The sequence below is a fragment of the Thioalkalivibrio sulfidiphilus genome (assembly GCF_000377945.1).
GTDB classification, from domain to species: domain Bacteria; phylum Pseudomonadota; class Gammaproteobacteria; order Ectothiorhodospirales; family Ectothiorhodospiraceae; genus Thioalkalivibrio_A; species Thioalkalivibrio_A sulfidiphilus_A.
Genome location: NZ_KB898983.1, coordinates 1 through 3725 on the forward strand (window position 1 = coordinate 1; position 3725 = coordinate 3725).

The window sequence follows — 3725 nt, forward strand, 5'->3', positions numbered from 1 at the left end:
GAGGTCCAGCAACAGCCGTGCAACAGGCAGGTCGTACCGTATATAAGCCGTTTTCTTGTAAAACCGTGCCGGATTTATGCAACTGTCGGGTTTAGCTTCATTAAAAACTCAACAACCCCAGCTCTTCGGACCGAAAGGCCATACGAGACACAAAGGCTCCTCCACTAAAGCTGAATCCCCCCACCCTCCTCCACCCGCAAATCCAAACCCTCCCCCACCACCGTCACCCGATTCCGCCCCCCTTGCTTCGACAGATACAGGGCCTTGTCCGCCGCCTCGATCCACTGTGAATGCCGCTCCATGGACGGAGCGAACTGGGCAATCCCGAGACTGATGGTGAAACGGATGGCAAGCGCTTCATGGCGTACAGTCACGGCCTCGTTGAGCCGCCGCAGGCGATCGGCGAACACGCGTGCCTTCTCCGCGCTGGTATCGGTGAGGATGACGCCGAACTCCTCGCCGCCATAACGCCCGGCGATGTCGGTATCGCGCAGGGTCTTTGTCAGCAACTGGGATACGGTACGGATCACCTCGTCACCGGCCTGGTGGCCGTAGGTGTCATTGACCTTCTTGAAATGATCGATATCGAACATGATCAGGCTGGATACGGTGCCGTAACGTTTGCATCGGGCAAATTCCCCACCCAGGCACTCCTCCCAGAAACCCCGGTTGTTGAGCTGCGTCAGCCTGTCGGTCCGGCTCAGGCACGCCAGTTCCTCATTGGCCTTTTCCAGGGACAACTTGTTGGTCGCGATGTCGGTGACGTCATAGACAATCACGCCGATGTGATCCACGGCACCGTCCGGTGAGCTCAGGGGCAGGAAGGTGATGTTCTGGTACATGTACTCAGCAACGCCTGTGATGGGGCGGTAGTTCCTGAAGCGCAGCAGATAGGGACGCTGCTCCCAGGTGCTGAAGATACGGCTCTTGAGCAGGAACACCGCGCGCGCCTTGCGCCTGAGCCAGGCCTCCGGGACATCGCTGAACAGATTGAAGAGGTTGCTGCCGATGGCCTTTTCCGCCGGGATGCCGCTGTGATTGGCCATGAAACCGTTCCAGAGGGTGATGTTGAATTCCCGGTCCAGCACGGTCAGTCCCACGTCCAGGGACTCCAGCATGCCCAGAAGCAGGTGCAGCTCGCGGATGTCCTCGTTACGGTTCATCACGGCGCCATCAGGTAGCTGACGATATCATTGAGTCGGGGCATGGATTCCTCCGTGAGCAGCAACAGCAGGTCACAGCTGACCTTGCGGCCCTCGAACTGCAGGGCCATCTCGATGGTGAGGGTGGGTTTGCCGTGCGCCATGTTGCGCTCGATGAGATCGCTCACCGCCACGTGCCGCCCCAGGACCACGGGATGGGCCTGGCTGAACTTCACGTCCAGCTGCTCTTCGATACCCTTGAGACAGGCACCGATGAGAATGCTGGCCATGTCCATGAGCAGCTCGACCTGGGCATTGGAGTCGACAACCCCCTCGAAACGCATCAGCTCCGCGATGTCCCTGAAACTGGAATCGTTAAAGATCAGCAGGGCTTCGCCGGTGATGCCGGCACCCGCGAACCCCTGGCACACCGCGCTGACATCCTCTTCCTCGCTGTCGCGCACCGAGGACAGGGCCATCTGCAGCTCGCTCTTCTCCAGCATGTTCACGTTGGGAATGGGCATGAGCACGAAGACGTCCAGCAGCTGCGCGATCAGGCTGACTGCGCGGCCCAGGGCCACGTTGGCGATCTCCCGGTAGCCATCCCAGAGGGCGCTGTGTGCCGAATCACCCCGGCCGGCGAAGCGGCTGCCGTCCAGGATGCCCAGCCGGTCCAGCAAGGAAGCGACCACTTCGGGGTCGGCCGGCTTTTTGACGAAGCCCAGGGCACCGAGCTGCTCCACCCGGCGCTGGGCCTCGGGCTGCACATCCCCGGAGACGACGATCACGGCACTGTCCATCCGCTCACGGCGAATGGTCTCCAGCACCTGGTAACCGTCCATGTCCGGCATGTTGAGGTCCAGGAACAGGACCCGGCCCTTGCCCTGCCGGACGGCGGCCAGGGCCTCGTGGCCGTTGCGGGCGAAACTCAAGTTCACCCGCCAGTCCGGCGGCAACGCGCGGGCGATCTGCTTCTGGGCGAAGCTGGAATCGTCACAGATCAATACCTGCATGCCACTCTCCGGAGGCTTCGGACGGTTTCTGAAACCGGGGATCTGATGCCCCGGGCCTAAGACACGTTAGCGGTCGAACGGCGCAAATCTTGATGGCTGCCCGCAGTTCCGGTCACCGCGATTGGGCCCTGCAGCCCCCCCCTGCAACCCTGTTGCTCAACCCAGTATAGACACCTCTGCCCGGGATCCCCCCCGGCTCGTATCTCAGGCCGGTCGTTGACCACTCCTAGTGCTCATGGGTTCGACGCTGAACGCGCTGCGCCAGAAGTCGCTGGCGTACGACCTCCGGCAGCAGATTCAGGGCCTCCACATGGAAGGCCACCGCGCACGGAATGCGGCTGACGTCTTCAAGGTATTCGCTGAGCTTGTTGCTGTGCAGGCACAGCACCTTCGCCCCCTGGGCTGCGTTGAGCCCCCAGTCCCGGAATACCTGTTTCAGTTCTTCACCGGTCATGGATCCTCCTCCCCCATACAGACGCCACTCGGCGGTTCAGGCCCAGCGTTCCCGAAGCATCTCCCGATTGAGCCGCAACCACAACAGGGCGATCAGGGTCATGGCGTTGTCCACCAGCCCGCTGTCCATGCGCGCGAAGGCCTCCTCGGTGTCCAGCACGTGCACGCGGATTTCCTCCCCCTCGTGTGCCAGGCCATGGATGCCGCCGACCCCCTCGCTGTCCGCCTGCCCCACGAACAGGCTGACGCGCTCCGATGCACCACCGGGCGTGGAATGATATTCGTAGAGTCTCACCAGTTCGCCCAACTGGCAGCCGGCCTCCTCCAGGGCCTCGCGCCGCACCACGTCCTCGGCGCGCTCTCCGGGCTCGATCATGCCTGCGATCGTCTCCATCAACCAGGGGCCCCGCTCGGCTTCCAGGGCCCCGACGCGGAACTGTTCGATCAGCACGATGCGATCGCGCCCGGCGTCGTAGGGCAGTACGGCCGCCGCATGCCCCCGTTCCAGCAATTCCCGCTTCACGACCAGGGGATCTCCCCCCTGGAAGCGGCTGTGGCTCAGCCGCAGGCTGCGGATGCGGAAAAAGCCTTCATAGGCGAGACGGTCATCGATGATTTCCCATTTCATAAGGGCACCAGAGACGAGTTGACAGAGACAAGATACAAGTCCGGGGCAGAGCCGTATACAGCCCGAACGGGGCACCTCTATACTGAGGCATCATGAGTGAACTGATGCTGGTTCTGAGGGAGCTGATCGGCCGGGAGGCGGTGGTGGACGGCGTCCATTGCCAGGTGATCGAGATCCTGGAATCGGGTCCCCGGGTGGTGGTCTGCGAAACGGTGGGCTCGCACATACAGTCCAACCAGTTCGGCGATCCCCAGCGCCGGGTGCCCCGCACCCATACCCTGCCCCTCAGAAGCGCTGTCCACGACGATCTTCATCCGGTTGTGCGTACGCTTGCGGGTGCAGAACTCGCAGAGCAATTGCGGCGCCTTTTGCAGGCATGATGATTAAACAATCATGGGTCATCGCGGAATCGTGTGGGTGGTTTGATGGGCATAAAGTGCCCCGGACCCGCATAATCCCGGTGTCTTGCGGCCATCGAGGCCGTGCCCA

The 3725-nt window shown here is 62.2% G+C and carries 5 protein-coding genes; 1 reads left to right on the forward strand and 4 read right to left on the reverse strand.

Annotation, left to right across the window (positions count from 1 at the left end; translation table 11 throughout):
- Positions 1-164: 164 nt before the first annotated feature.
- The 4 genes from D580_RS0114840 to D580_RS0114855 form a co-directional block, all read right to left on the reverse strand.
- On the reverse strand, positions 165-1163 hold the full coding sequence (locus tag D580_RS0114840) for a GGDEF domain-containing protein (protein ID WP_018955144.1): 999 nt from the start codon (positions 1161-1163) through the stop codon (positions 165-167).
- Entirely contained in the window at positions 1163-2155 is a 993-nt protein-coding gene (locus D580_RS0114845) for a response regulator (RefSeq protein ID WP_018955145.1), read from the reverse strand. Before D580_RS0114845 ends, D580_RS0114840 begins: the two co-directional genes overlap by 1 nt.
- 226 nt (positions 2156-2381) lie before the next feature.
- A complete protein-coding gene (locus D580_RS0114850) occupies positions 2382-2609 on the reverse strand; it encodes a hypothetical protein (RefSeq protein ID WP_018955146.1) in 228 nt (75 codons plus the stop codon).
- Positions 2610-2645: 36 nt separating this feature from the next.
- Complete coding sequence (locus D580_RS0114855) at positions 2646-3236, reverse strand: NUDIX domain-containing protein (RefSeq protein WP_018955147.1); 591 nt, start codon at positions 3234-3236, stop codon at positions 2646-2648.
- Between the two features lie 92 nt (positions 3237-3328).
- On the opposite strand from D580_RS0114855, the gene D580_RS0114860 reads away from it, so the two are divergent.
- Positions 3329-3616 carry a hypothetical protein gene (locus D580_RS0114860; RefSeq protein ID WP_018955148.1) on the forward strand — a complete coding sequence of 96 codons (288 nt, stop codon included), beginning with the start codon at positions 3329-3331 and terminating at the stop codon, positions 3614-3616.
- The last annotated feature ends 109 nt before the right edge of the window (positions 3617-3725 follow it).

Coding starts and splice junctions, on each gene's coding strand:
- D580_RS0114855 (WP_018955147.1), bottom strand. CDS start 3,236: ATGAAATGGGAAATCATCGATGACCGTCTCGCCTATGAAGGCTTTTTC.
- D580_RS0114840 (WP_018955144.1), bottom strand. CDS start 1,163: ATGAACCGTAACGAGGACATCCGCGAGCTGCACCTGCTTCTGGGCATG.
- D580_RS0114850 (WP_018955146.1), bottom strand. CDS start 2,609: ATGACCGGTGAAGAACTGAAACAGGTATTCCGGGACTGGGGGCTCAAC.
- D580_RS0114845 (WP_018955145.1), bottom strand. CDS start 2,155: ATGCAGGTATTGATCTGTGACGATTCCAGCTTCGCCCAGAAGCAGATC.
- D580_RS0114860 (WP_018955148.1), top strand. CDS start 3,329: ATGAGTGAACTGATGCTGGTTCTGAGGGAGCTGATCGGCCGGGAGGCG.